This window comes from Acidithiobacillus ferriphilus, from assembly GCF_018854775.1.
GTDB classification, from domain to species: Bacteria; Pseudomonadota; Gammaproteobacteria; order Acidithiobacillales; family Acidithiobacillaceae; genus Acidithiobacillus; species Acidithiobacillus ferriphilus.
The window spans coordinates 1-26095 of the sequence record NZ_JAAZTY010000083.1; the positions used below are offsets into that span (position 1 = coordinate 1).

Sequence of the window (26095 nt, forward strand, 5' to 3'; positions counted from 1 at the left end):
CAGCCCATCATTTATCCGGCGGTCCCCGAAAAACAAGCCCGCCTGCGCTTTTTCCTGAGCTCCACCCATAGCCAGGCCGATATCGACATCACCCTGGACGCACTCCGCGCGTGCCTCTAGATCCACGTCACAAAAGAAACATCTGCGGAGAAAATATGCGAATCGAGCTCTATGATTCCATCACGAAAGCCCCCCGGGAAAGCTGGAATCGGCTTGCCAGGACCCATTCGGAAACGCTGTCCTGGGAGTTTTGGCAGGTGGTCGAGCGGTCGGGGCTGAATGATTTTGCGTACCGCCATGCCATGTTGCTGGATGAGCAGGGAGAGCCACAGGCCATCACCAGCTTTTACTCCGTTACCACCGATATCGCCATTTTTGCCCCGCCCGGATTGCGCGTCTTTCTGACTCGTATCCGGCGATGGTTTCCGAACTTTCTCAAGCTGCGGATGTTGGAGTGGGGCTCGCCCGTGACCATCAACAGCCCCCCTTTTGCACGCAGCGAGGCGCTCAGCGATAAGCAGGTTATCGAGGCGATGGATGCGGTATTGCGCCGCACCGCACGCGCCGAAGGACATTTTCTCATCGTCGTACGGGATTTCGAACCCAATGCCCAAAACCTGCGATCCATTTTTCGCCGACGAGGTTACCATTGGACGCCCAGTTTACCCAACACATACATGGAGATCCGTTGGTCCACGCCGGAGCAGTACTGGAACGCGATGCGCAGCTATTATCGGAGCAAACTCAAAAAACACCTTAAACGCAATCAACAGGCAGACGTGCACCACCGCCTCGTCGATGACTTCGAGAACATGGCCGAAATTCTGCATCACCAGTGGATGGTGGTGCACCAGCATGCGAAGGAGTTTCAGCGGGAGACCCTGACGCCGACTTTTTATGGCGAACTCGCCCGCACTCTGGAGGGACGGGCCAAGGTAATACTCTTTTATCGGGGCGAGGCCTTGGTGGGGCATGCCCTGCTGCTCGTCGATGGCGACATGTTGCGCTGGCTCTATGTGGGTCGCGCGGAGGCAGAAAACGACGGTCTCTATATCTACATCGCGCACCAGGTTGTGGTTACGGCCATCGCCTTGGGGGTAAAGCGTCTGGAAATGGGTTTGACCACCTATCCCATCAAGCAAGATCTCGGTGCGGAGGTCACCCCCATTTTCATGGCCCTGCGCGCTGCCAGTGGATGGATCAATCCCTTCGTCGGCTTGGGGTATGCCTTGCTCAACCACGTGCCGCAACCGAATCCACGACCGGTCTTCAAGATCACGAACGTGGCGGCATAGGCGCATTGCCGTCATCCAACAAACGTCGTGCCGCCTCGCACACCGCATGGCTCAGGCCCGGCTCCCGGAAAAATACGCCGCGGATATGCACCATGGCGGCCAACACCTTGATAAAATCCCGGGTGAGCGATGGATCGGGGGGACTGGGCTGATTCCAGAAGCTTCGCAGGTCTTGCGTAGAACATAAGCCAGGCACGTCGTAGATGGCTTGCCCCAAGGTCTTCACCGGGCGTCCCAGCTGCAGGGCGCGTATCCCCGTGGTGCTATTGACGGTAACGACGCCAGCGCTGGCCTGAATCAGGGCATCCAGGTTGCCCCCGCGCAAAAAATACACGCGATCCTTGATGCCCAGGTCTTTGGCGCGCTCTTGGGTGAAATGTTCCCAATTGCTCAGGGCCGGGTCCCAGGGATGTTCCTTGAGCACGAGCCGCGTCTCGGGCGGCGCATCCCGCGCGAAGGAATCGAGCACCTCGCCAATGACATCTCCCATAGTGGCATAGGGAGAATAGGCCACAATCTGGAAATCGAAGTCGAGCTGCAGCGGAAAGACGAAATATCTTACGCCCGAAGCCAGAATCCCGCGCACGATGTGGTCCATACGGGAGCGAAGGCGGGCATTGCCATAAAGACGCCACGCGCTGGCCAGGGTATAGATGGGGGTCGGAGGTCGCATGTCACTGCGCCGATAGCCGGGGTATAATAGCCACCCAAACAGCAGGTTGACCATGTTATAGAGCAGATCGGCGCGCGCCATCCGAAATGCGCTATCGACAAAGCGCACGGACCAATCGGGTTCGGACACGCGCGCGGCCAGTCGCCGGATCGCTTCGGGCTCTCGGGGAAAGCGCGAATCGCCGCTCATTCCGTCCCGCTCCAGGGTGATCCAGTCCGGACGCAAATAGCCAAAATCCGTGACAATCACTTCTATACCGCGCGCTTTGGCCTGGTGAACGGCCTCCCGATGATAGCGCCGCTGCTCTCCCAGCAGCACGATATGGGTGACCGCTTCTCGCGCAAAAAACGCGTCGATGAAAGCCGGCCAACGGGAGTAGCTGCCGCGATAGTCGACGGCCCCGGCACCCCGCCAGAATAGGCGATCCCCAAGACAAAGGTTGATCCGGGTGACGCGACAGCCCTGCTGGCGGAGGATATCGGCGACCCGCGCAAAGAATGGGGACGGCATGCCCTGCAAAAAGACAAAGTGGCGATGGCGGCTGCCAGCGCCAACGGTGGGCGCGATGGCTTGTGAAAAGGGGTTTGGCTTCACGCACCCGCTCCAGATTCCTGGTACCAGGCAATGGATTCCCGCATTGCCTGGGCGTAGGACACCCGTCCCACTGGACAGCCGGCGGCCGCGATATGGTCAGCCCGATGTCCGCAGGTGCGGCCAAAAATCCGCACCAATATACGATGCAACAAGGGCTCGCGCGTGCTCCCCAACCAACGGTAGGGCGCCTCGATAAGCGCAGCCACGGCATTAGCCAACCCGTATGGCAAGTCCAAAATCACTCCCTTGCCTTGAATACCCGCCCGGAAATCATCCAAAAAACGATGCCAGGAAATGGCTTCCGGATCGGCCACATTGTAGCACTGACCCAGCGCCGCCTCGGCCTGGGCGGCCCACAACATACAGTCCACCAAATTGTCCACGGCAAGGAATCCACAGTCCTCCACGCCCCCATGGATGGTCAACATCAGTCCCCGGCGCAACTCATCGCCGATACGCTGGATGAAGGGACTACGTGCTCCCATCACGTTGGTGGGTCGCAAGACGCTATAAGGCAGGTGCATGCGGGCAGCCTGCGCACGAAGAAGCAACTCGCCTTGGAGCTTGCTTTGACCGTACGCGAAGTCGCCACCGTTGGCCGGGCAATCCTCATCGCAGGGAGTCTTGGGGAAGCCGTAAACATCTACTGAAGAGAGATGCACAAAACGGTGAGGCCGTTGCCCGGCTTGTTCTATGGCCCCCAGCAAATGGCCCAAACCTGCCACGTTCACGGCATGATAATTTTGGGGAAGATCCCAGGTCCTGACATTGGCCGCACAGTGAAATATCCGGCGCGCGCCCTGTACTGCCGGGAGTAATGAATCGGCGTCCTCCAGGTTTCCCTGGATGATCTCGGCACCGTTCCTGAGCAGAGGAGACAAGCGGGATGGGTCGCGCACCAAGAGACGCAGCGGTTGCCCCATGGCAAGAAGTCGTTCGGCCAAATGGCCGCCAATGAAACCAGTCGCACCCGTGACCAGGGATGGGCTTTCTGAACTCGGCATACAGGTCTTTCCCCAATAGTCAGTTCTTACATGTCCTCACTGTGCATACTGACCACGTAGAATCGGGCGATCAAGCAGTTTTTCGGCACCTGACTAGCCGCCGGTTGGAAGTGCGGCGCTACTACACCGGAATATGGTACTACACTCGGATAAGGGTGCGGTCGCGGACATCCGAAAACAGCTGGAACAACTATGGAGGGATACCATGAATACAATCCCGGGAGTTCAAAATGTTTGATTTTAATATCATGCTGCATGATGAAAGAACAAGATGTCTGCGCAGCTTGCCAAAATTCTCCGGCACGGTACTATCCGCCGGCTGCGCTGGTACATGGTATTTTAACTGGTTTGAAGATTGTACGGGCCATAGTGGAAAACATATTGGGATTGAGCTGTACAGCCAAAAACCCGCTGATCTGCCAGCAAACGTGGAATGGACCGCGAATTCTGTTGGTGATATGTGTGATGTTGAAAGTTCGAGCGTTGATGTTGTGTTTTCCGGGCAAAATATTGAGCACTTGATACCCAGGGATGTGCTTGGCTTTCTGCTGGAGTCGAACCGGGTGTTAAAAGAGGGCGGATTGTTTGTAATAGATTCTCCAAACAGATCGTCCACGCAACATATTGAGTGGTCACAGCCAGAGCATACCCTTGAATTTACGGCAGATGAGATGGTTTCACTACTGGATGTGGCTGGTTTTGATGTGATGGAAACAAGAGGTATTTGGCTGGTACGTGATCCGGTTACCAAAAGGCCATTTGACTTGTTTTCATGTAAGGCGGGCGAGCTTGATTGTGATGAGCGCAGATATATGGCCAGGTTACACGCTGAAGATAGCTTTATTTGGTGGATAAATGCCAAAAAATGTCGACCCGCGGACGCGGAAAAAACAGCAAGCCTGGTGAGCGATATTTTCTTTAGAAACTATAATAGCTTTATTAATGCCAGATTTGTGTCCAATCTTGGTGTCAAACATTGGGAGTGGGGTTCCTCCGTCGTCCAGGTAGGCCCCGAAGACTCAGGTTGCGTACTGAATGGTCCATATATTCCTCTGTCGGATGGGAATTACCAGGCGATTTTTCATTTAAGAAACGAGGCTGAATCCGTTTCTGAGAGTGTCGAAATTGTATTGGCGGTGGTGTCAGCCTTTGGGGCTGTGATTCACGGAAAAAGAGTTGTCGGCTTTGATGAGTTGCAAAAGACAAAAAAATGGATAGAATTTTGTGTGGATTTCTGCGTCGTTGGTTATGTTACGGCGATAGAAACAAAGGTGGTTGTAAAAAACTACTCTGGCGCCGTATCGGCTAACGTTAACATTTTAAAGTGCTGATTTATTAAAGTTGCGTACCGGCCCTGTCGGGGCCAATTTGGCAAAAATAACTTTCATGGTCTACCCTAGATAATCCAGGGTTGTTTAATCTGACTCCAGTGTGTTTATCGGCAATAAAATCCACGTGCGTTCTTTACATGTAGAGGCGTCGCCATGACATGGGTCTCTTATGCGCAGAGCTTTGACCGGGCCGAACCCGGCAACCGTGTCCTGGGAGGCGCGCAGTTATCCGCACCCATTGCTCAAGGTGTCCAGGGGGTAATGCCATGCACATCGTCATCGATCTTCAAGGGGCGCAGGCATCGAACCGCCATCGCGGTATCGGCCGCTACTCCATGGCCTTGGCGCTTGCGCTGGCACGTCTTGCGAAACCCCTCCACCGTATTTCGTTGGCCCTGAACGGTACCTTTACCGACACCATCGATCCGATTCGTAGCGCCTTTGCCGGCCTGGTGGCGCAAGAGGACATCCATGTCTGGCTTCCGCTCACGCCCGCCCATGCCCCCGACCCGGCCAATCTTTGGCGCCGTATGGCCAGCGAAGCGTATTATGAAGCCTTTTTACGGCATCTGCGGCCGGAAATGGTGCTGATCACCAGCCTGTTCGAAGGGGTTGGCGAGGATGTCATCGTGAGCGTCCATCAAAGCGGTGCAACCATCCCCACGGCGGTGGTGCTATACGATCTCATTCCGCTGATCCACAAAGATCTTTATCTCGCAGACCCCGCGGCTGCCATGTGGTATTACAACCGTCTGGCACACCTGCAACAAGCGGATCTCCTGCTGGCCATCTCGGCGGCCAGCCGTCAGGAGGCCATCGATTATCTGGGGATGCATCCGGCGCGCGTGATCAATATCTCCAGCGCCATGGATGCCTCATTCAAGCCGTTGCGCTACCCGATCGGGGAAGCGCGGACCCTCCGCGCGAAATACGGCTTGCGGCATCCCTTCATCATGTACACCGGGGGCATCGACCACCGAAAGAATATCGAAAGACTGATCACCGCCTTTGCGGGCTTGCCGAAGCGCTTGCGTCAGAATCACCACCTGGCGGTGGTCTGCTCCATGCGGGAACCGGACCGCGCACGTCTCTTCGCCTGGGCCGCTCAGCAGGGTTTGGGGGTTGGCGAGTTGGTGCTCACCGGCTTTGTATCCGATAGCGATCTCCTTGCGCTGTACAACTTATGTACCTTGTTCGTGTTCCCTTCCTGGCACGAAGGCTTCGGTTTGCCCGTGCTCGAGGCCATGGCTTGCGGTGCCCCCGCCATCGCCAGCGATCGCAGCAGTCTGCCCGAGGTGGTGGGGTGGGACGAGGCGCTGTTCGACCCTTTTGACGCTCGGTCCATCGCCCGTGGCATCGAACGCGGATTGACGGACGCCGTGTTCCGTAGCGCGCTCAGGACGCACGGCCTGAAGCAGGCGGCGAAGTTCTCCTGGGAGGCCACGGCGACGCGCGCGTTGGCGGCGATGACGGCTTTTCACGCCCGCCGGTTGGCAGAGCCAGCCCGGCTTCCGGTCCACTTGCCGCCATCACGTCGGCCGAGTCTGGCCTATGTGTCCCCCCTGCCGCCGGCGCAGAGCGGCATTGCCGATTACAGCGCCGCACTGCTGCCGGTGCTGGCCGCGCATTACGTGATCGATGTGATCGTCGATCAGGCCGAGTCCGTCAGTGACCTCTGGATACTGGGAAATACCCGCCAGCGTTCGGTGGCGTGGTTCGAGCAGCACGCGCACGCGTACGACCGCATCCTCTACCACTTTGGTAACTCGCATTTCCATCGGCACATGTTCGGTATGCTGGAACGGCATCCGGGAGTGGTGGTGCTGCACGATTTCTTTTTGAGCGGCGCCTTTGTGCACATGGAGGCTACGGGTTACGCAACAGGCGCGTGGACGCAAGCGCTGTTGCGCTCCCACGGGTGGGTGGCTGTTCGTGAACGTTGCGAAATACAAGGAGATGCCGCGGACGTCATTTTCAAATGGCCATGCAATCTGGCCGTACTGGAACGTGCCATGGGCGTCATTGTGCATTCGGATTTTTCGCGACGCATGGCGGATGAATGGTACGCCCCCGGTTTTGCCGATGCGTGGGCCTGCATTCCACTGCTGCGTACTCCCCCGGTGGCGAGACAACGAGCGAAGGCGCGTACCGAACTCGGCCTGGGGGACGAGGTATTTCTGGTCTGTACTTTCGGCATCGTCGCGCAAACAAAACTCAACCACCGGCTGATCGAGGCATGGCTGGCGTCCAGTCTTGCGCGCAAGCCGCACTGCAAATTGGTTTTTGTGGGGAAGTCGGCGGGTGATGCGTATGGCGAGAACATCCAGCAATGGGTCGATGCCAACCCAGGACGGATCAGCATCACCGGATGGGCGGACGAAGCCAGCTACGGACGTTATCTGGCCGCGGCGGATCTCGCCGTGCAGTTGCGCACCCTCTCGCGCGGCGAAACCTCGGCGGCCGTGCTGGATTGCATGAACTACGGCTTGCCCACCATCGTCAACGCCAATGGGTGCATGGCGGATTTGCCCAAAGATGCGGTGTGCATGTTGCCGGATGACTTCAGCACGGATGCCCTTCGCGCGCAACTGGAGCGCTTTCAGGCCGACCCCGTGTTGCGTCAGACGCTGGGCGACCGCGCCGCGGCGCATATCCGCACGCACCACATGCCCAGCACCTGCGCCGAGCAATACGTCCAGGCCATCGAGGAATTCTACGCCCGAGCCGAACAGGGCCCGCTAGGATTGATCCGCGAAATGTACCAGTTCGACCCGCCGCAAAACCTCACGGATTTATCCATGCTTGCCGAGCGCATGGCGATCCTCTACCCGCCGAAACGTCAGACCTATCGGCAAATCCTGGTGGATATTTCGGCGTTGCACCGGAGTGACGGCAAAACGGGCAAACATCGTGTAACGCGCAGTGTGCTACAGGTATTGCTCAACGCATCCTTTGCCGGTTTTCGGGCGAAGCCGATATATGCCACCGCCGAGCGAGGCTATTACTATGCGCGGCGGTTCACCGCGCATTTTCTTGGACTGGGCGACTTGCCGTTGGACGACGCGCCGGTTTTTGCGCAGGCGGGCGACGTGTTCTGGGGGCTGGATTCCCAGCCTGAGTTGATAGTCCATCATCAGCATGCCTTGAACGCACTGCGCCTCCGTGGCGTCAAGATGATCTTTACCGTGCATGATCTCTTTCCCGTGATGTTACCCGAATGTACCGGGTCCGGCGTGGAGGGATACAGCCGCTGGCTGCAAACGCTCGCCTCCGCGGGAGATGGCGTGTTGTGTGTGTCGGCCGCGGTCGCGGCAAACCTGAAGCTGTGGCTGGGCCTGTTCGGCCCCGGAGAGGGACACACCCTGCACCTCGGCTGGGTGCGACCGGGGGTCGACGGGGTGGAGAAAGAGGCGGCGGAAAATTTTTTGCATCATACCTTGCAAGGCATACAACACGCCGCCATGTTGCGTCATCCCGCTTTTCTGATGGTCGGCACACTGGAGCCGCGAAAAGCACATGCGCAAACGCTGGCGGCGTTTGAACTGCTGTGGCACCAAGGGGAGCAGGTGAATCTGATCATCGTCGGCGAGCAGGGACGGCTCGTGGACGAACTGGTGCACCGCTTGCGCACCCATCCCTTGCGAGAGCGGCACCTGTTTTGGGTGGAAGATGCCGATGTGCGTGTACTGGAGCGACTCTACGCCGATGCTACCTGCCTCATCGCCACCGCGTTGGATGACGGCTATGGCCTGTCCCTGATCGAGGCCATGCGACATGAATTGCCCATCCTTGCCCGTGATATCCCGGTGTTCCGCGAGGTGGCGGGGGCGTATGCCCGCTATTTCTCGGGCCTGGCGCCCACGGATATCGCATGCGCCGTGCGCCAGTGGCTGAGGTCGCGCGAACCGGACCAATCGCCGGTATTCGATGCCATGCGCTGGGTGAGTTGGGAGGAAAGCGTCAAGACCATGCTTGCCATGATTCTCGAGGATCAGTGGCAGGATCGCTGGGAGCCGGTAAAGGACGATACGCGCGTGGTCCGCTACTGGGGCTCGGATAGACATCTGCTCACCATTGCGGGCAGGCGTGAGGGCACGCAACTGGTGAGCACGGGGCGAAGGGGATACCTGATGTACGGCCCTTATCTCGACCTCGAAGCTGGTAGCTATGTGATGAAAATATACGGGAGCGTGGGCAGATTCGGATTGGCCGACGCCATGGCCGACATTTGCCTGAAGGGCGGCAACACGGTGTTGGTGGAGCGGTCCTTGGAAGCCCCGGAGGATGGACGGGAGGGTGTGCTGGCGACGCTTCGGTTCACCTTGACGCAATTCTGCAGGGGGTTGGAGGCGCGGGTCTTGGTGAGCGATTTCAGCGATTTGCGCATCGGCATGGTGGAACTGCGTAAGGAGGACCATTCTCCTCGCAGCGCCGCCCCACCAAAGGCAACTGTTCAAACCCGCCAACGTCAGCAGAGCCCCATTGCCCTGGCTCACCGATACTGGGCGACACATCCCAGAATGGAATCCATTGTGGGTTACCCGGTGGGCCGGAGCATATACGCCACGGGCGAAGAGGGAATTCTTATTTTTGGCCCGTATGTAGGCCTTCCAAAGGGAGATTATGTCGCCACCGTCCATGGCGTGGCTCTGAAATCAGGGGATTTGAACGACTGCTGGATGGATGTATCGTGGAACAAAGGCGACCATCTGGTGGTACGCCGAGCCATATATGCGACAACAGACGATGCGGTCGATGAATTGGGTCGCGTAGCCTTTGAATTGCAGGCCTATGCTGAAGATATTGAAGTGCGGGTTTATGTGGCAACGGGTATCGCTATTCGCGTTGATGAAATTGCCATAAAGGAATCTTAAGGATCCCTGACATCGTGATCAACGCGAATTTTATCGGAAGCCACATAGCGGAGCTTTCTGTTACTATAAAGAACAAACATTGTCGAAGGATTACGACAAATGACCGGAAGCGTATTCAACACGACAGAGCCCCTCGCCGGCAAACGCATTCTTCTGGGTGTAGGCGGCAGCGTTGCCGCCTACAAGAGCCCGGAGATCGTGCGCGCCCTGCGCCAGGCCGGGGTAGAGTTGCGCGTGGTCATGACACGGGGTGCTGCACAGTTTGTGACACCGCTGACTTTGCAGGCCGTGAGTGGGGAGCCCGTGCGTAGCGACCTCTTTGCCGCCGCCGAAGAGGCGGCCATGGACCATATCCGCCTGGCACGCTGGGCCGACGCCCTCTTAATCGCACCCATCTCCGCCAACGGAATGGCCCGCCTCGCCCAAGGTTTGGCCGATGACCTGCTCAGCACCATCGTTCTCGCCAACCGTGCGCCGCTTTTCCTTGCGCCCGCGATGAACAGCGCCATGTGGGCACATCCTGCGACTCAGCGCAATGTCGCTCAGTTGCGGGCGGATGGCGCCCACTTTTTGGGCCCGGACAGCGGCAGTCTCGCTTGCGGTGAGGAAGGCACCGGACGACTGTTGGCGCCAGAGCGCCTGGTGGATGAACTACGCCTCGCCCTGACCAAGAAAACTCTGTGCGGACAACGTGTCCTCATTACCGCCGGTCCGACCTGGGAGGCCATCGACTCAGCGCGAGGTTTCAGCAATCGCGCCAGTGGCCGCCAAGGTTTTGCCCTCGCCCAGGCGTGCGCGGAAGCGGGGGCGAATGTATTGCTGATTACCGGCCCTACCCATGAGCAAACGCCGCCGGGAGTAAGCCGCCAGGATGTCCTCTCTGCACAGGACATGCTCGCGGCCTGCCTGCAGGCACTGGACAAGCCCACGGATATCTTCATCGCCAACGCCGCCGTCGCCGACCACAGGCCGAGTCAGTTCAGCGCGCATAAATTAGGCAAAACGGATATCGCAAACCCTTTGCCTCTCAGCATCAATCCCGATATCGTCAGCGCGCTCCATCAGGACCCTCGGCGACCACGCTGGATTGTCGCTTTTGCTGCCGAGACCCGCGACCACCTCGCCGCAGCAAGTGCCAAGGCAGCACGCAAAGGAGCAGACGTCATCGTAGTCAACGATATTACGTCTGTCGATGTGGGGATGGGTGCTACCGACAATGCCTGTAGTATTCTGCAGGGCGAACGGGTCCTGCACATCCCCCGCTGCAGCAAAATGGATCTCGCGCGCCATCTGGTGCGTCACCTCAGCAGCATTTTCTCACTTCCCGCTACGGAGTCCGAAGACCTTCATGAATAGTCTGCAAATTTGCATCCTTGATCCACGCATCGGGCAGGAATGGCCCCTCCCCCATTATGCCAGCGCCGATGCCGCCGGCATGGACCTGCGCGCCTGCCTGGACGCCCCGTTGCACCTGGCTCCCGGACAGGTAGAGCTCGTCTCCGCCGGATTTGCCATGCATATCGGCGATCCGCAGGTTACAGCGCTGTTACTACCGCGCTCGGGTCTCGGGCATCGCGGCCTGGTACTGGGTAATCTGGTCGGACTCATTGATGCGGACTATCAGGGGCCGCTGAGAATTTCCCTGTGGAATCGAGGTACTGCAGAGATCGTCATTGAACCAGGTGAGCGCGTGGCGCAAATGGTACTGGTACCGATCATTCGCCCTGACATCGCGGTGGTGGACAGCTTTACCACTTCCACACGGGGCGTCGCCGGCTTTGGCAGCACCGGACGTCGATAGACTCAAACATTCGGCAAAAAAAACCGGCCTCAAGCATCAGGCCGGTTTTGACCAGTACAATCTCTCACTAATCAGCGACAACCGCTTGCCGATCCACAAGCTCAACAATGGCCAACGGCGCATTATCACCGGCCCGGAAGCCGTATTTAACAATACGCAAATAACCACCAGGACGCGCCAGATAGTGTGGACCGAGATCATCAAACAGCTTGACCACGGCCTGGCGGTCACGCAAGCGCGAAAAAGCCAAACGCCGCTTTGCCACTGTCGCATCCTTGGCCAGAGTGATCATCGGCTCCGCAAAACGCCGCAACTCTTTCGCCTTGGGCAAGGTGGTAACGATTCGCTCATGATGAAACAAAGACACCATCATATTGGCAAACATCGCCTGCCGGTGACTGCTATTACGATTTAACTGCTTACCACTTTTGCGATGACGCATAACCCCATTCCCTCTACAAAATTTCTAACGTTAACCGCTGATAGAATCCGCATCAGTGGACCGCCCAGGCACCGGGGGCAAATTTTCCGGCGGCCAGTTGTCGAGCCGCATCCCCAACGCAAGGCCATGCGCCACCAAGACTTCCTTTATTTCGTTCAGCGACTTGCGTCCAAGATTAGGGGCTTTCAAAAGCTCCTGTTCCGACTTCTGAACCAAATCTCCGATATAAAAAATATCCTCGGCTTTCAAACAGTTCGCGGACCGCACCGTAAGCTCCAGGTCATCAACCGGCCGAACTAGCAAGGGCGTCAGGCTCTCGTTGGCCTGCACCAGTGACGCCTCGGGCACATCCTTGGTTTCCGCACCAGCCAACACACCGAGCTGACTGCGAAAAATACGGGAAGCCTCTTGCACGGCCCAAATCGGATCGACCACGCCATTCGTCTCGACATCGAGTATCAGACGATCCAGATCGGTCCGCTGCTCCACCCGGGCACTTTCCACCAGGTAGCTTACCCGCAATACGGGACTGAAACTTGCGTCGAGCGCCATGACGCCAATGCGCTTTTCATGACTCTGACGCCGTGTGGCCGCCGCGTCATAGCCCCGACCCTCGTCAATACGCAAATGGAGCACCAGTTCCACGTCGCGGGTTAAAGTCGCGATCACCTGATCGGGGTTGGCCACCTCGATGCCGTGTTCGGACACGATATCCGCACCCGTCATTTGCCCGGGACCACGTTTACGCAATGTCACCACCGCATCTCCGCGTCCATGCGCACGCACCGCCAGCATCTTCAAGTTGAGCAGAATATCCACAACGTCTTCCTGCACCCCTTCGATGCTGGAATACTCGTGCAATACCCCTTCAATCTCGACCTCTGTAACCGCCGCACCTTTGAGAGACGATAACAACACCCGGCGCAACCCACTACCCAAGGTGTGACCGAAGCCACGCTCCAGGGGTCCGAGGGCAATACGCGCACGGTGTGCCGAAACTTCCTCCACCTCAACGCCCTGTGGACGTAACAGCTCTCCTACCTCAGTCATAAGCGTTCCTCAATCCCCGGTCTTACTTAGAGACAACTCCACGACGACCTGTTCGTTCAAATCCGGAGCGATATCTTCTCGCACCGGCACCGCTTTGATTGTGGCCTTGAGTTCGGTAGTGTCCATACTCACCCATTCCGGGAAACCACGGCCAGCCGCAGCCTCTACCGCAGAGACAATACGTATATGCGTCCGAGCGCTCTCGGCAACGCTCACGACATCACCAGCGCGAAGCTGGTAAGACGGGATATCCACACGCCGTCCATTCACCAGAATGTGGCCGTGACGAACCACCTGCCGCGCTTCGGCACGAGAGGCCCCAAACCCTAAACGATAGGCCACGTTGTCGAGACGCAACTCCAGGAAACGCAGCAATAACTCGCCGGTAACACCCCGAGTCTGACTGGCACGCTGGAAATAACGACGGAACTGTCCTTCCAGTACGCCATAGATACGACGAATTTTTTGCTTTTCACGTAATTGGCCGCCGTACTCACTGACACGTCCGCGTCGCTGACCATGCTGCCCTGGGGCATAGGCTCGTACACTTACTGGACATTTATCAGAAAAGCACTTCTCGCCCTTGAGAAATAATTTTCCACCTTCGCGCCGACACAAACGACAACTCGGACCCGTATATTTAGCCACAGATAATCTCCACCTAAAAAATTAAACACGCCGCTTTTTAGGCGGACGGCATCCGTTATGGGGAATCGGCGTCACGTCGCGAATGCTCGCGATACGGAAACCAATGGAATGAAGTGCACGCACCGTGCTCTCCCGACCCGGCCCCGGTCCCCGTACTTCGACATCCAGGTTCTTCACACCAAATTCCTGTGCTTTTTTACCCGCGTTTTCTGCCGCTACCTGTGCCGCGAAAGGTGTGCTTTTGCGTGAACCACGAAACCCCGACCCGCCGGAACTGGCCCAGGTTAAAACGTTGCCCTGACGATCACTGATCGTGATAATCGTGTTGTTGAAGGATGCATAAATGTGTGCAACACCATCAAGAACATTTTTCTTGACTTTCTTTCGCACACGACTGTTCGCTTGTGTTTTCGCCATTGCTAGAATCTTCCTGCTTAACGCGTAATGGACTTAGCGGGACCCTTGCGCGTACGCGCATTGGTTTTTGTCCGCTGGCCGTGAACGGGGAGACCGCGGCGATGCCGTATACCGCGATAACAACCCAAATCCATCAGACGCTTGATATTCATGGTGACTTCGCGGCGTAAATCGCCCTCCACCAGAAACTTCGCAACTTCTGAACGTATGCGTTCCAGCTCAGGCTCGCTGATATCCTTGACCCGCATATCAAAGGCGATTTCCGCAGCGCTCAAAACATGTTGAGCACGCGTCTTACCAATGCCATAAATATACGTCAAGGCAATTTCTATTTGTTTATTGTTCGGAATATTTACACCAGCGATGCGGGCCATCCGCAATTCCTCCAAGAGACTGAGTGGGGTGATCCCACAGACCAAACAGTTTCGCCTACCGCCTTAACCCTGGCGCTGCTTATGGCGAGGTTCAACACAAATCACGCGAACCACACCATTACGACGAACAATTTTGCAGTTACGACAAAGCTTCTTAACCGACGCACGAACCTTCATGTTTATCCCCTATTTGGCACGATAAATGATGCGACCTTTGCTCAAATCATAAGGCGTCATCTCTACAGTAACCTTATCCCCGGGTAATATGCGAATATAATGCATCCGCATTTTACCGGAAATATGTGCATTAACCACATAGCCATTCTCCAAGCGTACCTTGAACGTCGCACTTGGCAAATTCTCTATTACCTCACCCTGCATTTCCAGGGTATCTTCTTTCGACATTTAGCCCGCTACCTCTACCGCTTTCACGATTCTAGAGAATACATCATCGACTTCGCCCTCCCCGCTCACCAGGTGATAGGCAGGTCGATCGTGATAGTAAGCGATCAAAGGCGCAGTCTCCGCCTGATAAACAGTCAATCGTTTACGAATTACTGCGGGCTGATCATCCTCACGTTGCAGCAACCCGCCCCCACAGATATCACAGATCCCATAAACTGTGGGTGCATGGTAGCGTATGTGATAGATCGCCCCGCATTTCGAACATACCCTCCGCCCGGAGAGACGTTCGACAATTTCCTCGTCATCCAAATCCAAATGCAGCACCGCGCCGATTTCATCGCCATGCGCGGCCAATAAGTGATCAAGCGCATGCGCCTGATGGATAGTCCGAGGAAATCCGTCGAAAACAACGCCATTCGACGCGTCCTCAAGAAGTAACCGCTCCGCAACGATACGGACAATAATATCATCACCCATAAGCGCGCCGGACTCCATCACTGCCGCGGCACGTAGCCCGATATCACTGCCAGACTGAACCGAGGCGCGGAGCATATCACCAGTGGACACATGAGGCAAGCCCATTAACTGAGCGAGCCGCTGAGCCTGGGTGCCCTTACCGACGCCCGGGGCACCAAGAAAGATCAAATGCTTTGCCACCGTCATCGCCCGCTGAGAGGGTTTTTACGAATCAACCCCTCGTACTGATGGGTGAGCAGATGACTTTGAATCTGGCCCATCAAATCCATCATCACCACGACGACAATCAACAGACTGGTGCCCCCGAAATAGAACGGCACATTGTACTGAACAATGAGGAACTCTGGCAGCAGACAAACCAAGGTCAGATACATAGCGCCCCAAACCGTGAGCCGGGTAAGAATACGATCCATGTATTTCGCCGTATGCTCGCCAGGCCGGATACCCGGCACGAAGGCTCCGGATTTTTTTAGGTTATCTGCGGTATCCCGAGGATTAAACACCATGGCCGTATAGAAAAAAGCAAAAAATACAATCGCAGCGGTGAACACCACCACGTAAAGTGCAGACCCTGGGCTCAACGCCTGGCCAAAGCGCGCAAGCCACTCCATTCCGGGCACGTTGGCGAACCATCCGGATAACGTCGCCGGCAACAGGATGATGCTGGAGGCGAAGATCGGCGGAATTACGCCGGACATGTTCACCTTGAGCGGCATGTGCGAGCTTTGACCCCCGTATATCTTACGGCCAACCTGGCGCTTGGCATACTGGATGGGAATACGCCTCTGCGCACTCTCCATAAATACCACAAAGCCGGTCACCCCAAGCGCAAGGATAAAGAGCGCCACAACGAACAACGGCTGAAACTGGCCGGTTTTGGTGAGCTCAACAGTCGTTCCGATAGCGTCTGGCAGACCGGCGACAATACCGGCAAATATGATCATAGAAATGCCGTTACCGATCCCCCGCTCCGTAATCTGTTCTCCAATCCACATCAGAAAAACTGTGCCGCAAGCGAGGGAAATCGTTGTCGTGAACAGAAACAGTGGACCCGGGTCAATTACCACGGGAAGAGCTCCGGCGTGCATTTTCTCAATCGCGATGGCGATTCCCAAGCCTTGCATCAAAGCAAGGATGACCGTGGCATAACGCGTGTACTCCGTTATTTTACGGCGCCCGGCTTCGCCTTCCTTTTTAAGTTCTTCGAGTTTCGGAAAAACCGACCCTGCCAGTTGGAATATGATTGATGCACTGATGTAGGGCATGATCCCTAAAGCGAAAACCGTCAGGCGGGAAAGCGCCCCCCCCGAGAACATGTTGAACATGCCCAAGATGGTTCCACGCTGCTGGTTAAAAAATGCCGCCATGGCTGCCGGATCGATTCCCGGTACGGGTATGTGCGCGCCGACACGAAAAACCAGAAGCGCGCCCAACAGAAACAGAATGCGGTTACGTAACTCATTGATCTTTCCGGCCCCCTGTGCGGCGCCTCCAATGCTACGTAACCCGGCCATCAACCTTCTACCTTTCCGCCAGCGAGCTCAATAGCCGCCCGCGCACCCGCGCTTACGCGCAACCCACGCACGGTTAAAGCCTGCGTGATTTCACCGGTTAAAATCACTTTAACCGAATCCGGCGAGCCACGAACGATGCGCCGAAGCAGTAAGCCTTCGAGATCTACTACGCCGTCAATGGCCGCAGACTCCAATTGGGACAACGCCACCTCGACGACGCGAGCGCCCAAGGGGTTACGGAACCCACGCTTGGGGATACGTCGTTGCAAAGGCATCTGGCCGCCTTCGAAACCCACCTTATGGTAGCCACCGGATCGCGCATGCTGACCTTTGTGACCACGACCGGCCGTTTTGCCGAGACCGCTGCCGATCCCGCGTCCGACGCGGCGACGGTCCTTTTTCGAGCCCTCTGCAGGCGCAATTGTATTTAATTTCATGACAGCTCTTCCCACCGAAGTAGATAGGGTATCTTATTGACCATTCCACGAATCTCTGGGGTATCCAGGCGTTCTACCGAATGATTGGTATGGCGCAGACCCAACCCCACCACAATCCGACGTTGCTTTTCGGCGACGCCAATCAAACTTTTTACCAGCGTAATGCGCAGATGCTTACTCATCATGCCCTCCTCCGCTGCGGATTTCCTTCAGACTCTTGCCCCGTTTCATGGCGATTGCCTGGGGGCTGGCCAATTTATTAAAGGCATCAAAAGTCGCGCGCACGACATTGATAGGGTTATTGGAACCGAGCGACTTGGCTACCACGTTCCGCAGGCCTACCGCCTCACAGACTGCACGCATCGCACCACCGGCAATGACACCGCTACCTTCCGGCGCCGGACGCAGAATGACGCGTGCCGCCCCATGACGACCCTCTACCGGGTAAGGAATCGTACCACCTCGCATCAGCGGTATAGTCGTCATCCACCGACGTGCCTGATCAGTGGCCTTTTGAATCCCCGCAGGGACTTCTTTAGCTTTTCCGCGACCGAAACCAACCTTGCCATCCCCATCGCCCACCACCATAAGCGCTGCAAAGCCGAATTGACGGCCGCCTTTGACCACCTTGGAAACGCGGTTGATGTGAATAAGTTTTTCCTGCATCCCGTCGTTGGACTGCGTATCGCGATTTTCCCGTGCCATCTTAGCTCTCCATCAGAACGACAACCCGCCTTCACGGGCAGCGTCGGCCAAAGCCCTCACCCGACCATGGTAACGATATCCGCTCCGGTCAAATGCCACTTCCTTAACGCCCACCGCCAATGCCTTGGCTGCAACCCGTTGTCCAATAGTTGCGGCGGCTGCGACATCTGCCCCGTGCGACATTTGCTTGCGGAGTTCACCCTCTAGGCTGGACGCCTGCACGAGAACTTTCCCTTGCCTGTCATCAATCACCTGAGCATAAATATGCTTGCCGGAACGAAAGACACAGAGCCGTGGTTTGGCCTGCGATGCGATGCGAGCCCGGGTTTTACGTGCCCGACGAAGTCTTGACAAATTTTTATTCATAGTAGTAAGCCTCAACCATTATTTCTTCTTCGCTTCTTTACGTCTGACATTTTCACCGGCGTAACGTACACCCTTACCTTTGTAGGGCTCCGGAGGACGATAGGCACGAATATCCGCGGCTATCTGACCAACCTTCTGCTTATCGATGCCCCGAATAACTATTTCTGTCTGTGTCGGTGTTTCGATGCTGATATCATCAGGCACCGGATAATCCACCGGATGGGAAAAACCGAGACTCAGGCTGAGCGATTTACCTTTCGCCTGGGCCCGATAACCCACACCGATAATTTCCAGCTTTTGTTCAAAACCTTGCGAGACACCTTGTACCATATTGCTCAGTATCGCCCGCATCGTTCCCGCCTGGGCATTTTGGTCTTCCGCCCAAGTCAGTGACGCCACATCGGCATCCAATTGCAATTCCACAGATGGGTGGAAAGGCGCGGAAATTTCTCCTTTAGGCCCTTTCACTATCAGACGCTGTTCTGCAACGTGGACTTCGACGCCCTTCGGAAGAGGCACTGGCTGTTTCGCTACACGAGACATGTCTGTCCTCCCCTTTAGGATACGACGCAGAGAACTTCACCACCGATACCCGCGGAACGTGCCGCGCGATCAGTCATAATTCCCTGAGAAGTCGATATAATTGCGATGCCAAAGCCATCACGCACGCGTGGTAAATCTTCGGCGCCACGATAAATGCGAACACCAGGCCGGCTAACTCGCCGAATCTCCACAATGACGCCTGTACCCGCGTAATATTTTAACGTTAAGTTAAGAACGGGATGACCGTCCAACACGTCTTCTTTCACATCCAGGATGTAACCCTCTTCCACCAAGACCCGCGCAATGGCGCGTTTCAGTTTGGAAGCAGGCATCTGCACTTTCGCCTTATTTACCTGTTGCGCATTACGAATGCGCGTCAGCATATCAGCAATAGGATCCGTCACGCTCATCGTGTTTCCTCACCAGCTCGCTTTAACGATACCGGGAATCGACCCAGCCGAAGCATGCTTACGAAAGCACAAACGGCAGAGGCCAAACTTCCGATAGTAACCGCGTGAACGCCCGCACAATTTGCACCGGTGATACGCACGCACCTTAAATTTTGGAGTCCTTTCAGACTTTGCGATCAATGATTTCTTTGCCACGCGTCAAACTCCTTCAAGACCGGAAGGGCATCTTGAAGGCTTTTAAAAGCCCAAGGCCCTCTTCATCATTCTTGGCGGTGGTAGTGAATACCACGTCCAACCCGCGCAAACGATCGATTTTATCATATTCAATTTCCGGGAATATGATCTGCTCTTTCACGCCCATCGTATAATTTCCACGCCCGTCAAACGACCGCGGCGAAAGACCACGAAAGTCTCTGATACGGGGAATGGCCACACTGACAAGGCGATCCAAAAACTCGTACATCAAAACCCCACGCAAGGTCACCATGCAGCCAATAGGATAACCATCGCGTATTTTGAAAGCCGCTACGGACTTCCGGGCGCGCGTCACTACGGGCTTCTGGCCTGCGATCTTGGTCATATCGCCAACAGCTGCTTCTAGAATCTTTTTGTCACCCACGGCCTCTCCCACTCCCATGTTCAGAGTGATCTTCCGCAGTTTTGGCACTTCCATCACACTACTAAAGCCAAAATCCTGCATCAGCTTAGGCGCGATAGACGTTTTATACAAAGAATGTAAACGTGCTTCCATATTATTTCCCTTGCTTAACGGCGGCCAATAACTTCACCGTTGCTCTTAAAAACACGCACTTTCTGCCCGTCCTCAAGCACCTTATAACCAATTCGATCCCCGCTACCTGTGACCGCATTAAAAATGGCCACATTAGACACATGAACTGGCGCCTCTTTTTCCACGATACCGCCAGGCTTGCCCATGCGATCAGGACGAACGTGCCGTTTAACCATATTCACCTTTTCGACCACCACCCGTAACTCTTCCGGCAGCACCTTGAGCACTTTACCTCGCTTGCCCTTATCCTTACCGGTCAGAATCACGACCTCATCGTCCTTACGTACCTTCAACATGGTCATCCCCTACAGCACTTCCGGCGCCAATGAAATTATCTTCATAAAATTAGCACCGCGTAACTCGCGCGTCACCGGGCCAAAAATACGTGTACCAATTGGTTGCAACTGATTATTCAAGAGCACAGCCGCATTGCTGTCAAAACGAATCAAGGATCCATCTTCGCGTCGCACACCCTTACGAGTGCGCACGACGAGCGCATTATAGACATCACCCTTTTTTACCTTGCCACGTGGAACGGCGTCTTTGATGCTCACCTTGATGACATCGCCAATACCTGCATAACGTCGATGCGAACCACCGAGCACCTTGATACACATCACTTCCCGGGCACCACTATTGTCAGCAACGCTCAGCCTGGTCTGCATCTGTATCATGCGGTATCCCCTTCCACAATGCCCTGGGCAAGCACGTTCACCAAGCGCCAGCTCTTCGTTTTCGACAACGGACGACATTCTTCAATTTTCACGGTGTCGCCGATCTGGCAGGTGTTTTCCGCATCGTGGGCGTGAAATTTCTTGGATCGCCGAATATATTTTTTATAAAGCGGGTGTTGGATACGACGCTCAACATTGACCACTATAGTCTTATCCATAAGGTTGCTGACCACCGTACCTACCAAACTACGCGGGTTCTTCGCCTCGGTCATAAGTGCGCTTCCTTCTTCACAGTAATAGCCGTCCGCACACGCGCAATATCACGACGCACAAAGCGTAAACGCGACGTCTTGGCTAGTTGACCCGTAGCATGTTGCATGCGTAATTTGAACTGCTCCTCCAGAAGGAGGAGCAGTTGTGCTTGGCAACCTGCCAGATCCAGTTTTTGAACTTCCTGAGCTTTCATCCCATCACCCGTCTACTGACAAATATTGTCTGTATCGGAAGCTTGGCAGCACCCAGCGCAAACGCCTCACGGGCCACTTCTTCCGTTACACCTTCCATTTCATAAAGTACTTTACCGGGCTGAATCAAGGCCACCCAGTATTCCGGATTACCCTTACCTTTGCCCATACGTACTTCTGCCGGCTTTTTGCTGATCGGCTTGTCGGGAAAAATACGAATCCACATGCGCCCACCGCGTTTTACATGCCGACTGATGGCGCGCCGGGCGGCTTCGAGCTGCCTGGCCGTGATACGACCCCGACCAACGGCCTTAAGGCCAAATTCGCCAAAGCTCACTTTGTTTCCGCGGGTAGCAATACCACGATTACGACCCTTGTGTTGTTTACGAAATTTTGTACGTTTAGGCTGCAGCATCGGACACTCCCGTCACTTCTGGCGGGCAGCGGGCATTTGCGCCGTGCTCCACTCGAGGATTTCGCCTTTGAAGATCCATACCTTTACCCCGATAATGCCGTAGGTGGTTTTGGCTTCTGCGAAACCATAGTCAATATCGGCGCGCAACGTATGTAACGGAACGCGACCCTCCCGGTACCATTCGGTACGGGCAATTTCTGCACCGCCAAGACGACCGGCGCAGTTGATACGCATGCCTAACGCGCCAAAGCGCATAGCGTTGGTAACCGCCCGCTTCATCGCACGCCGAAACATAATGCGGCGAACAAGTTGCTGCGCAACGCTTTCGGCCACCAACTGCGCGTCCAGCTCAGGCTTGCGGATTTCTTCCACGTTGATATGGACAGGAACCCCCATGCGCATCTGCACGTCATGACGAAGCTTTTCAATATCTTCGCCCTTTTTGCCGATAACAATGCCGGGCCGGGCGGTGTGCACCGTAATACGCGCACTACGCGCGGGACGCTCAATGATAATGTCAGAGACTGCGCCGCCGACGAGTCGCTCACGAATAAACTGACGGACCTTGATGTCTTCCAGCAGCTTTTCCTGGAAGTCGCCTTTACCATACCATCGGGAATTCCAATTCTTAATGATTCCCAGACGCAGTCCGACTGGATTGGTTTTCTGTCCCATACGTTCCTCAGTTAACTCTCAGCGACGACAACGGTGATATGGCTGGTGCGCTTGAGTATCCGCGAGCCACGCCCTTTCGCTCTGGCCGCGAAGCGCTTGAGCACTGCACCACCGTCAATCATGATCTGCTCGACGACCAAAGCATCTACGTCCGCGCCTTCGTTATTCTCGGCATTTGCAATAGCAGACTCCAGACATTTGCGAATCGGGAGCGCGGCCTTTTTGGTAGTGAAACGCAAGATCTCCAGTGCCTTGCCCACCGGCTGTCCGCGTACCAGATCAGCGACCAGACGCGCTTTCTGGGGGGACATTTGAAGTCCTTTTAGTACCGCTGACGATTTCATCACATTCCCCTTAGCGCTTAGCTTTCTTGTCGGCGACGTGACCCTTGAAGGTTCGCGTCAAAGCGAATTCACCGAGCTTGTGGCCAACCATATTCTCATTGACGACTACTGGAATATGTTGACGGCCATTATGAATGCTAATGGTTAATCCAATAAAATCAGGCGTAATTGTCGAGCGGCGCGACCACGTCTTGATCGGACGACGGCTGCTGCTCGCCTGAGCACTCTGCACTTTACGGTCCAAATGTTCATCAATGAACGGACCTTTTTTAATCGAACGTGGCACGTGAAATCCTCTTAACCACTAACGCGAACGACGGCGCACAATCATACTACTCGTACGCTTATTTCTACGGGTACGATAACCCTTTGTTGGCTGCCCCCAAGGTGATACCGGATGACGACCACCGGAGGTGCGCCCTTCACCACCGCCATGCGGGTGATCCACTGGGTTCATCGCAACACCACGAACTGTTGGCCGTACGCCGCGCCAGCGCGTCGCACCCGCCTTACCCAATTGACGGGAGCCGTGCTCTTCATTCCCAACCTCACCTATCGTAGCGCGGCAGGATACATGAATCCGGCGCACTTCACCAGAGCGCAATCGCACTTGGGCATAATCTCCGTCACGCGCCATGAGTTGAGCAGATGCTCCAGCAGAGCGAGCAATCTGCCCACCCTTGCCGGGCCGCATTTCAATGTTATGCACCACCGATCCCACGGGAATATTGCGCAGCGGCATGCAATTGCCCGGCTTAATGGGCGTCTGCTCAGCGGAGAGCACGGGATCACCACTGGACATGCCTTTTGCCGCGAGAATATAGCGACGTTCGCCATCGGCATAACAAATCAACGCAATGTGGGCCGAACGATTGGGGTCATACTCTAAGCGTTCGATCTTACCCGGTATATCTAACTTATTACGTTTGAAGTCTACCAAACGATAGTGTGACTTGTGCCCACCACCCTGGTGCCGCCGCGTAACACGCCCAAGATTGTTGCGGCCGCCACTGTGCGACTGAGCCTCGACCAGAGCGGGATGCGGATCTCCTTTATAGAGCCTCGCGTCGACCGTTTTTACTACGAAACGCCGTCCCGGAGAGGTCGGCTTAGTTTTAATAAGTGCCATCTGTTATCCCTTTTCCTCAGGCAACGCCGTAATCTATGCTGCTGCCCTCGGCCAGCCGTACATAGGCTTTCTTCCAAGAAGAGCGATGGCCGACATGACGGCCCATGCGTTTTTCCTTACCTAGATAATTACAAGTCTGAACAGAAAGGACCTGAACCGCAAAGAGCTTTTCAACCGCAGACTTGATTTCCAGCTTGGTAGAATCGCGCGCGACCTTAAACACGAACTGATTCGACTGTTGCTGCACCATCGTACTCTTTTCACTGATAATGGGTGCCAGCAAGACAAGATACTTACGCTCAGCGTTCATCCGTACACCTCACCTAATCTTGCTGCCGCTTCGGTATCAAGTAAAACGCGGCCATACTGGAGAAGATCAGCAGGCCCGACATCCTGCCAACCGGCGATACCCACCCGCGGAAAATTGCGCAGGCCCAGGAAAAGATTCAACGGCACTTCACCCATGACCAGCAGAAAATTATCTCCGCCCGCGCGGCTCAACCAGTCTTTAGCGAGTCGACTCCGCGGCTCGCCAAGGTCCTCTTGCTGTATGATTTGCAAGCGACCCTGACGCAGCAACTCCGCCAGCACTGTGCGCATTGCCCCGGCCCACATTTTCTTGTTGATCTTTTGGGTGTAGTTTTCATTCCCACCAGGAAAGGCCCGTCCACCGCCGCGCCAGATTGGACTACGAATACTGCCGGCGCGCGCCCGACCGGTACCCTTTTGCTTCCACGGCTTGCGTCCACCGCCACGCACTGCCGCGCGATTCTTCTGTACGGCGTTCGCCGAACGCATACCGGCCATCTGGGCTACCACGACCTGATGCAACAATGCCTCATTATAAGGCACTCCGAACACAGCATCGGCGAGCTCAATATCGCTGCTCTTCCCGGTGGTCACTTCCAAGCTTTGCACTTGCATTATTTTTCTCCTAACCACGCACGGCAGGACGAACGATCACGTCCCCGTCACGGGCACCGGGAACAGCGCCCTTAATCATGAGCAGGCGACGATTCGCATCGATACGCACCAGTTCAAGATTGAGCGTCGTGACCTGTTCGGCACCCAGATGCCCTGCCATTTTCTTGCCCTTGAACACTCGCCCAGGTGTCTGGCGGCAACCGATGGAACCAGGGGCACGGTGTGACAACGAATTACCATGACTGGCCCGGTTACTCCGGAAATTATGACGTTTGATGGCGCCAGCAAAGCCTTTGCCTTTGCTGACTCCCGACACGTCCACGCGCTGACCTTCCGCGAAAATATCGAGACCGATCTCCGTACCGCAGACATAAGCAGCGTCCTCCTCGACACGAAACTCCCGTAAAAGCCGCCCCGGGGTTATTCCGCTCTTGCGAAAATGTCCAGCCACCGCAGAGGTTAAGCGTTGTGGACGGCGTTCACCGGTTGCCAACTGTACTGCACAGTAACCGTCAGTGGCGATATCTTTAACCTGTGCCACCGTATTCGGCGCCACATGAATGACGGTTACCGGCAATACACGCCCATCTTCTGTAACAATGCGCGTCATACCCACTTTCCGTCCGATCAGGCCCATTACCATTGTATCGTCCTTTATAATTACAGCTTGATCTCGACATCGACGCCAGCCGCCAGATCAAGCTTGATCAGGGCATCTACCGTCTTGTCGTTGGGATCGAGAATATCGAGTAAGCGCTTGTGCGTGCGCTGTTCAAATTGGTCACGCGCATTTTTATCCACATGCGGTGAGCGCAGGACCGTAAAGCGTTCGATTTTTGTAGGAAGAGGGATCGGCCCACAAACACGCGCCCCGGTCCGACGCGCGGTTTCTACGATTTCCGCAGCGGAAATGTCCAGCATACGATAATCATACGATTTAAGGCGAATTCGAATCTTGGAACTTTCCATTACTCGACCACCTTTGAGACCACGCCGGCGCCAACGGTACGTCCACCTTCGCGCACCGCAAAACGCAAACCTTCTTCCATCGCAATCGGTGCAATCAGCGCTACCTTGAACAAAATGTTGTCCCCAGGCATCACCATCTCCACACCTTCCGGTAATTCCACCGCACCCGTCACGTCCGTGGTACGGAAGTAAAACTGCGGACGATAACCATTGAAAAACGGCGTGTGACGACCACCCTCTTCCTTGGACAATACATACACTTCGGCTTCAAAACGCGTGTGCGGCTTGATACTACCGGGCTTCGCCAACACCTGCCCACGCTCTACGTCATCTTTCTTCGTGCCGCGCAAC

38 protein-coding genes are annotated in these 26095 nt (G+C 55.7%); 5 read left to right on the plus strand and 33 right to left on the minus strand.

Going from position 1 to position 26095, the window contains the following annotated elements:
• The first annotated feature begins 155 nt into the window (after positions 1–155).
• Entirely contained in the window at positions 156–1295 is a 1140-nt protein-coding gene (locus HF921_RS06500; RefSeq protein ID WP_215893541.1) for a GNAT family N-acetyltransferase, read from the plus strand.
• Here HF921_RS06500 and HF921_RS06505 read toward each other — a convergent pair.
• Together HF921_RS06505 and HF921_RS06510 are read right to left on the minus strand one after the other, a co-directional pair.
• Positions 1276–2562 carry a capsule biosynthesis protein gene (locus tag HF921_RS06505; RefSeq protein ID WP_215893542.1) on the minus strand — a complete coding sequence of 429 codons (1287 nt, stop codon included), beginning with the start codon at positions 2560–2562 and terminating at the stop codon, positions 1276–1278. The two genes, HF921_RS06500 and HF921_RS06505, sit on opposite strands and share 20 nt — an antisense overlap.
• On the minus strand, positions 2559–3566 hold the full coding sequence (locus HF921_RS06510; RefSeq protein WP_215893543.1) for an NAD-dependent epimerase/dehydratase family protein: 1008 nt from the start codon (positions 3564–3566) through the stop codon (positions 2559–2561). The genes HF921_RS06505 and HF921_RS06510 overlap by 4 nt, the downstream gene beginning before the upstream one ends.
• A gap of 230 nt (positions 3567–3796) precedes the next feature.
• Here HF921_RS06510 and HF921_RS06515 point away from each other — a divergent pair, with 230 nt between their 5' ends.
• The 4 genes from HF921_RS06515 (at position 3797) to dut (ending at position 11572) form a co-directional block, all read left to right on the plus strand.
• Complete coding sequence (locus HF921_RS06515; protein WP_215892232.1) at positions 3797–4897, plus strand: methyltransferase domain-containing protein; 1101 nt, start codon at positions 3797–3799, stop codon at positions 4895–4897.
• A gap of 266 nt (positions 4898–5163) precedes the next feature.
• Complete coding sequence (locus HF921_RS06520) at positions 5164–9771, plus strand: glycosyltransferase (RefSeq protein ID WP_215893544.1); 4608 nt, start codon at positions 5164–5166, stop codon at positions 9769–9771.
• A 99-nt stretch (positions 9772–9870) separates the two neighbouring features.
• On the plus strand, positions 9871–11127 hold the full coding sequence (gene coaBC, locus HF921_RS06525; RefSeq protein ID WP_215893545.1) for a bifunctional phosphopantothenoylcysteine decarboxylase/phosphopantothenate--cysteine ligase CoaBC: 1257 nt from the start codon (positions 9871–9873) through the stop codon (positions 11125–11127).
• A complete protein-coding gene (dut, locus tag HF921_RS06530; RefSeq protein ID WP_064220181.1) occupies positions 11120–11572 on the plus strand; it encodes a dUTP diphosphatase in 453 nt (150 codons plus the stop codon). The genes coaBC and dut overlap by 8 nt, the downstream gene beginning before the upstream one ends.
• Positions 11573–11639: 67 nt before the next feature.
• On the opposite strand, the gene rplQ is transcribed toward dut, so the two are convergent.
• The 31 genes from rplQ to HF921_RS06685 form a co-directional block, all read right to left on the minus strand.
• Positions 11640–12014: a 50S ribosomal protein L17 gene (gene rplQ, locus HF921_RS06535; RefSeq protein WP_064220180.1), complete on the minus strand. Its 375-nt coding sequence runs from the start codon at positions 12012–12014 to the stop codon at positions 11640–11642.
• Positions 12015–12044: 30 nt separating this feature from the next.
• Complete coding sequence (locus HF921_RS06540; RefSeq protein ID WP_215848840.1) at positions 12045–13064, minus strand: DNA-directed RNA polymerase subunit alpha; 1020 nt, start codon at positions 13062–13064, stop codon at positions 12045–12047.
• A 9-nt stretch (positions 13065–13073) separates the two neighbouring features.
• Positions 13074–13712: a 30S ribosomal protein S4 gene (gene rpsD, locus HF921_RS06545; RefSeq protein WP_215893546.1), complete on the minus strand. Its 639-nt coding sequence runs from the start codon at positions 13710–13712 to the stop codon at positions 13074–13076.
• Positions 13713–13733: 21 nt separating this feature from the next.
• On the minus strand, positions 13734–14129 hold the full coding sequence (rpsK, locus tag HF921_RS06550; RefSeq protein WP_064218422.1) for a 30S ribosomal protein S11: 396 nt from the start codon (positions 14127–14129) through the stop codon (positions 13734–13736).
• 17 nt (positions 14130–14146) lie between these two features.
• Positions 14147–14503: a 30S ribosomal protein S13 gene (gene rpsM / locus HF921_RS06555; protein WP_014030011.1), complete on the minus strand. Its 357-nt coding sequence runs from the start codon at positions 14501–14503 to the stop codon at positions 14147–14149.
• Between the two features lie 63 nt (positions 14504–14566).
• A complete protein-coding gene (rpmJ, locus tag HF921_RS06560) occupies positions 14567–14680 on the minus strand; it encodes a 50S ribosomal protein L36 (RefSeq protein WP_009568281.1) in 114 nt (37 codons plus the stop codon).
• Between the two features lie 9 nt (positions 14681–14689).
• The gene (gene infA, locus HF921_RS06565) at positions 14690–14908 is read right to left on the minus strand and encodes a translation initiation factor IF-1 (protein ID WP_064218421.1); all 219 of its coding nucleotides are present in this window, start codon (positions 14906–14908) and stop codon (positions 14690–14692) included.
• On the minus strand, positions 14909–15571 hold the full coding sequence (locus tag HF921_RS06570) for an adenylate kinase (RefSeq protein WP_215892236.1): 663 nt from the start codon (positions 15569–15571) through the stop codon (positions 14909–14911).
• Positions 15568–16899, minus strand: coding sequence for a preprotein translocase subunit SecY (secY, locus tag HF921_RS06575; protein WP_215893547.1), 1332 nt, complete (start codon positions 16897–16899; stop codon positions 15568–15570). The genes HF921_RS06570 and secY overlap by 4 nt, the downstream gene beginning before the upstream one ends.
• Positions 16899–17336: a 50S ribosomal protein L15 gene (rplO, locus tag HF921_RS06580; protein ID WP_064218418.1), complete on the minus strand. Its 438-nt coding sequence runs from the start codon at positions 17334–17336 to the stop codon at positions 16899–16901. The genes secY and rplO overlap by 1 nt, the downstream gene beginning before the upstream one ends.
• Complete coding sequence (gene rpmD, locus HF921_RS06585) at positions 17333–17518, minus strand: 50S ribosomal protein L30 (RefSeq protein ID WP_014030015.1); 186 nt, start codon at positions 17516–17518, stop codon at positions 17333–17335. The genes rplO and rpmD overlap by 4 nt, the downstream gene beginning before the upstream one ends.
• Entirely contained in the window at positions 17511–18041 is a 531-nt protein-coding gene (gene rpsE, locus HF921_RS06590; RefSeq protein WP_064218417.1) for a 30S ribosomal protein S5, read from the minus strand. The genes rpmD and rpsE overlap by 8 nt, the downstream gene beginning before the upstream one ends.
• Positions 18042–18053: 12 nt before the next feature.
• Complete coding sequence (gene rplR / locus HF921_RS06595; protein ID WP_215861559.1) at positions 18054–18407, minus strand: 50S ribosomal protein L18; 354 nt, start codon at positions 18405–18407, stop codon at positions 18054–18056.
• Positions 18408–18425: 18 nt separating this feature from the next.
• A complete protein-coding gene (gene rplF, locus HF921_RS06600; RefSeq protein ID WP_064218415.1) occupies positions 18426–18950 on the minus strand; it encodes a 50S ribosomal protein L6 in 525 nt (174 codons plus the stop codon).
• A 14-nt stretch (positions 18951–18964) separates the two neighbouring features.
• Positions 18965–19360, minus strand: coding sequence for a 30S ribosomal protein S8 (gene rpsH, locus HF921_RS06605; protein ID WP_064218414.1), 396 nt, complete (start codon positions 19358–19360; stop codon positions 18965–18967).
• A 9-nt stretch (positions 19361–19369) separates the two neighbouring features.
• Positions 19370–19555 carry a type Z 30S ribosomal protein S14 gene (locus HF921_RS06610; RefSeq protein ID WP_012536091.1) on the minus strand — a complete coding sequence of 62 codons (186 nt, stop codon included), beginning with the start codon at positions 19553–19555 and terminating at the stop codon, positions 19370–19372.
• 13 nt (positions 19556–19568) lie between these two features.
• Entirely contained in the window at positions 19569–20111 is a 543-nt protein-coding gene (rplE, locus tag HF921_RS06615; RefSeq protein ID WP_064218413.1) for a 50S ribosomal protein L5, read from the minus strand.
• A gap of 14 nt (positions 20112–20125) precedes the next feature.
• Positions 20126–20446 carry a 50S ribosomal protein L24 gene (rplX, locus tag HF921_RS06620; protein ID WP_064218424.1) on the minus strand — a complete coding sequence of 107 codons (321 nt, stop codon included), beginning with the start codon at positions 20444–20446 and terminating at the stop codon, positions 20126–20128.
• A 9-nt stretch (positions 20447–20455) separates the two neighbouring features.
• A complete protein-coding gene (gene rplN / locus HF921_RS06625; RefSeq protein WP_014030022.1) occupies positions 20456–20824 on the minus strand; it encodes a 50S ribosomal protein L14 in 369 nt (122 codons plus the stop codon).
• Complete coding sequence (gene rpsQ, locus HF921_RS06630; protein WP_014030023.1) at positions 20821–21096, minus strand: 30S ribosomal protein S17; 276 nt, start codon at positions 21094–21096, stop codon at positions 20821–20823. The genes rplN and rpsQ overlap by 4 nt, the downstream gene beginning before the upstream one ends.
• Positions 21093–21290 (minus strand): 50S ribosomal protein L29, encoded by a 198-nt coding sequence (gene rpmC, locus HF921_RS06635; protein WP_064218412.1) that lies wholly within the window; start codon positions 21288–21290, stop codon positions 21093–21095. Before rpmC ends, rpsQ begins: the two co-directional genes overlap by 4 nt.
• Positions 21287–21703, minus strand: coding sequence for a 50S ribosomal protein L16 (gene rplP, locus HF921_RS06640; protein WP_014030025.1), 417 nt, complete (start codon positions 21701–21703; stop codon positions 21287–21289). Before rplP ends, rpmC begins: the two co-directional genes overlap by 4 nt.
• A gap of 12 nt (positions 21704–21715) precedes the next feature.
• Complete coding sequence (gene rpsC, locus HF921_RS06645) at positions 21716–22378, minus strand: 30S ribosomal protein S3 (protein WP_064218411.1); 663 nt, start codon at positions 22376–22378, stop codon at positions 21716–21718.
• Between the two features lie 11 nt (positions 22379–22389).
• The gene (gene rplV, locus HF921_RS06650; protein ID WP_014030027.1) at positions 22390–22722 is read right to left on the minus strand and encodes a 50S ribosomal protein L22; all 333 of its coding nucleotides are present in this window, start codon (positions 22720–22722) and stop codon (positions 22390–22392) included.
• 10 nt (positions 22723–22732) lie between these two features.
• The gene (rpsS, locus tag HF921_RS06655; protein WP_014030028.1) at positions 22733–23008 is read right to left on the minus strand and encodes a 30S ribosomal protein S19; all 276 of its coding nucleotides are present in this window, start codon (positions 23006–23008) and stop codon (positions 22733–22735) included.
• Between the two features lie 18 nt (positions 23009–23026).
• Positions 23027–23851: a 50S ribosomal protein L2 gene (gene rplB / locus HF921_RS06660; RefSeq protein ID WP_064218410.1), complete on the minus strand. Its 825-nt coding sequence runs from the start codon at positions 23849–23851 to the stop codon at positions 23027–23029.
• Between the two features lie 16 nt (positions 23852–23867).
• Positions 23868–24161 carry a 50S ribosomal protein L23 gene (rplW, locus tag HF921_RS06665; protein ID WP_035193429.1) on the minus strand — a complete coding sequence of 98 codons (294 nt, stop codon included), beginning with the start codon at positions 24159–24161 and terminating at the stop codon, positions 23868–23870.
• Positions 24158–24775 (minus strand): 50S ribosomal protein L4, encoded by a 618-nt coding sequence (rplD, locus tag HF921_RS06670; RefSeq protein ID WP_215848845.1) that lies wholly within the window; start codon positions 24773–24775, stop codon positions 24158–24160. Before rplD ends, rplW begins: the two co-directional genes overlap by 4 nt.
• A 10-nt stretch (positions 24776–24785) precedes the next feature.
• Positions 24786–25418, minus strand: a complete 633-nt coding sequence (rplC, locus tag HF921_RS06675) for a 50S ribosomal protein L3 (RefSeq protein WP_215892238.1) — start codon at positions 25416–25418, stop codon at positions 24786–24788.
• 17 nt (positions 25419–25435) lie between these two features.
• Entirely contained in the window at positions 25436–25744 is a 309-nt protein-coding gene (rpsJ, locus tag HF921_RS06680; RefSeq protein ID WP_014030033.1) for a 30S ribosomal protein S10, read from the minus strand.
• A partial coding sequence (locus HF921_RS06685) for an EF-Tu C-terminal domain-related protein (RefSeq protein ID WP_455692634.1) occupies positions 25744–26095 on the minus strand: 352 nt, incomplete at its 5' end. The genes rpsJ and HF921_RS06685, both read right to left, overlap by 1 nt.

Excerpts from the sequence above, each read along its gene's own strand:
- rpsK (WP_064218422.1), bottom strand. The coding sequence starts at position 14,129 with ATGGCGAAAACACAAGCGAACAGTCGTGTGCGAAAGAAAGTCAAGAAA.
- rpmC (WP_064218412.1), bottom strand. The coding sequence starts at position 21,290 with ATGAAAGCTCAGGAAGTTCAAAAACTGGATCTGGCAGGTTGCCAAGCA.
- rplE (WP_064218413.1), bottom strand. The coding sequence starts at position 20,111 with ATGGAAGCACGTTTACATTCTTTGTATAAAACGTCTATCGCGCCTAAG.
- rpmJ (WP_009568281.1), bottom strand. The coding sequence starts at position 14,680 with ATGAAGGTTCGTGCGTCGGTTAAGAAGCTTTGTCGTAACTGCAAAATT.
- rplD (WP_215848845.1), bottom strand. The coding sequence starts at position 24,775 with ATGCAAGTGCAAAGCTTGGAAGTGACCACCGGGAAGAGCAGCGATATT.
- HF921_RS06520 (WP_215893544.1), top strand. The coding sequence starts at position 5,164 with ATGCACATCGTCATCGATCTTCAAGGGGCGCAGGCATCGAACCGCCAT.
- rpsC (WP_064218411.1), bottom strand. The coding sequence starts at position 22,378 with ATGGGACAGAAAACCAATCCAGTCGGACTGCGTCTGGGAATCATTAAG.
- rplQ (WP_064220180.1), bottom strand. The coding sequence starts at position 12,014 with ATGCGTCATCGCAAAAGTGGTAAGCAGTTAAATCGTAATAGCAGTCAC.
- HF921_RS06540 (WP_215848840.1), bottom strand. The coding sequence starts at position 13,064 with ATGACTGAGGTAGGAGAGCTGTTACGTCCACAGGGCGTTGAGGTGGAG.
- dut (WP_064220181.1), top strand. The coding sequence starts at position 11,120 with ATGAATAGTCTGCAAATTTGCATCCTTGATCCACGCATCGGGCAGGAA.
- HF921_RS06510 (WP_215893543.1), bottom strand. The coding sequence starts at position 3,566 with ATGCCGAGTTCAGAAAGCCCATCCCTGGTCACGGGTGCGACTGGTTTC.
- rpsE (WP_064218417.1), bottom strand. The coding sequence starts at position 18,041 with ATGGCACGGGAAAATCGCGATACGCAGTCCAACGACGGGATGCAGGAA.
- rplC (WP_215892238.1), bottom strand. The coding sequence starts at position 25,418 with ATGGTAATGGGCCTGATCGGACGGAAAGTGGGTATGACGCGCATTGTT.
- HF921_RS06515 (WP_215892232.1), top strand. The coding sequence starts at position 3,797 with ATGTTTGATTTTAATATCATGCTGCATGATGAAAGAACAAGATGTCTG.
- rpsJ (WP_014030033.1), bottom strand. The coding sequence starts at position 25,744 with ATGGAAAGTTCCAAGATTCGAATTCGCCTTAAATCGTATGATTATCGT.
- rplV (WP_014030027.1), bottom strand. The coding sequence starts at position 22,722 with ATGAAATCGTCAGCGGTACTAAAAGGACTTCAAATGTCCCCCCAGAAA.
- secY (WP_215893547.1), bottom strand. The coding sequence starts at position 16,899 with ATGGCCGGGTTACGTAGCATTGGAGGCGCCGCACAGGGGGCCGGAAAG.
- HF921_RS06500 (WP_215893541.1), top strand. The coding sequence starts at position 156 with ATGCGAATCGAGCTCTATGATTCCATCACGAAAGCCCCCCGGGAAAGC.
- rplW (WP_035193429.1), bottom strand. The coding sequence starts at position 24,161 with ATGAACGCTGAGCGTAAGTATCTTGTCTTGCTGGCACCCATTATCAGT.
- rpsH (WP_064218414.1), bottom strand. The coding sequence starts at position 19,360 with ATGAGCGTGACGGATCCTATTGCTGATATGCTGACGCGCATTCGTAAT.
- HF921_RS06570 (WP_215892236.1), bottom strand. The coding sequence starts at position 15,571 with ATGACGGTGGCAAAGCATTTGATCTTTCTTGGTGCCCCGGGCGTCGGT.
- infA (WP_064218421.1), bottom strand. The coding sequence starts at position 14,908 with ATGTCGAAAGAAGATACCCTGGAAATGCAGGGTGAGGTAATAGAGAAT.
- rpmD (WP_014030015.1), bottom strand. The coding sequence starts at position 17,518 with ATGAGTAAGCATCTGCGCATTACGCTGGTAAAAAGTTTGATTGGCGTC.
- rplN (WP_014030022.1), bottom strand. The coding sequence starts at position 20,824 with ATGATACAGATGCAGACCAGGCTGAGCGTTGCTGACAATAGTGGTGCC.
- rpsM (WP_014030011.1), bottom strand. The coding sequence starts at position 14,503 with ATGGCCCGCATCGCTGGTGTAAATATTCCGAACAATAAACAAATAGAA.
- rpsQ (WP_014030023.1), bottom strand. The coding sequence starts at position 21,096 with ATGACCGAGGCGAAGAACCCGCGTAGTTTGGTAGGTACGGTGGTCAGC.
- rplO (WP_064218418.1), bottom strand. The coding sequence starts at position 17,336 with ATGAAATTAAATACAATTGCGCCTGCAGAGGGCTCGAAAAAGGACCGT.
- rplB (WP_064218410.1), bottom strand. The coding sequence starts at position 23,851 with ATGGCACTTATTAAAACTAAGCCGACCTCTCCGGGACGGCGTTTCGTA.
- rplX (WP_064218424.1), bottom strand. The coding sequence starts at position 20,446 with ATGTTGAAGGTACGTAAGGACGATGAGGTCGTGATTCTGACCGGTAAG.
- coaBC (WP_215893545.1), top strand. The coding sequence starts at position 9,871 with ATGACCGGAAGCGTATTCAACACGACAGAGCCCCTCGCCGGCAAACGC.
- rplR (WP_215861559.1), bottom strand. The coding sequence starts at position 18,407 with ATGAATAAAAATTTGTCAAGACTTCGTCGGGCACGTAAAACCCGGGCT.
- rplF (WP_064218415.1), bottom strand. The coding sequence starts at position 18,950 with ATGTCTCGTGTAGCGAAACAGCCAGTGCCTCTTCCGAAGGGCGTCGAA.
- rplP (WP_014030025.1), bottom strand. The coding sequence starts at position 21,703 with ATGCTGCAGCCTAAACGTACAAAATTTCGTAAACAACACAAGGGTCGT.